Origin of the sequence: Nitrincola tibetensis (genome assembly GCF_003284585.1) — a bacterium.
GTDB lineage: Bacteria > Pseudomonadota > Gammaproteobacteria > Pseudomonadales > Balneatricaceae > Nitrincola > Nitrincola tibetensis.
Genome location: NZ_QKRX01000042.1, coordinates 1 through 916 on the forward strand (window position 1 = coordinate 1; position 916 = coordinate 916).

A 916-nucleotide genomic window follows, 5' to 3' on the forward strand; every position below is an offset into this window, starting at 1 on the left:
GCACACAAGCAGTTATTGCAGCGCAGCGTTTAGGGGTCGAACCTGTCAAAACAGATGGTCTTTAAATCATACTGATGTTTAAAAAGACCCCGTAAAGGGGTCTTTTTATTTATGCAGAGCAGGGCCGCCGAGGTTAAACGTGGCAATGCCTCGCTTTATGTATGCAGACGAGCCCAAGTATTAGAGCTTAGGTATACAGACGCTTAAGTAAAGAGGAACCTAAGTCAATAGTGATTAGTCCTCCCGATTCTGAGCAATCAATTTATTGATCATGGCACGCAGTGCCGCGGGCTTAATAGGCTTGGTCAATAATTGCGCACCTATTTGTTCAATTTCCTCTTTGACCGCTTCAGTGCGATCCGCAGTGATAACAATTGAAGGCACTGGCTGACGCCAAAGCTCTCCGAGTTGTTCAAGCGCCATCACACCTGTATGAACATCGCTTAAATGATAGTCCGCGAGAATAATATCCGGTGTAAAGTTACGCTCACGTATCTCTTGTTCGGCTAAATCAGCATTAAGGGCCGTTAAAACGTTGCATGACCAGCCTTCGAGTAGTGCCCTCATGCCTTCAAGAATTTTGGGTTCGTTATCAATGACGAGCACATGAATACCATTAAGACCTTTGCTGCGGATCCAACCTCGCTTTTCAGGCTTGCTTTTGATTTCAAGCGCCGGATCACCTAAGGGCACGCGAACACTGAACACAGAGCCTTTTCCGGGCCATGAGCGAACGTTAATTTCATGGCCGAGCATGCGTGCGATACGCTCTGTAATGGCTAAGCCTAGCCCAAGTCCCTTTACTTCGCTGTGACGTGGATTGTCGATGCGCTTAAACTCCTCAAAAACCTCTTTGATCTTGTTTTCCGCAATCCCTACGCCTGTGTCCCAAACCTCAAGTCGTAAAAATTGTCCC

General features: G+C 46.9%; 1 protein-coding gene. It reads right to left on the bottom strand.

Annotated elements, in window-relative coordinates; translation table 11 throughout:
- Window positions 1-234: 234 nt before the first annotated feature.
- Window positions 235-916 (bottom strand): ATP-binding response regulator (locus DN062_RS18395; protein WP_133256787.1); only part of this gene is annotated, 682 nt, incomplete at its 5' end.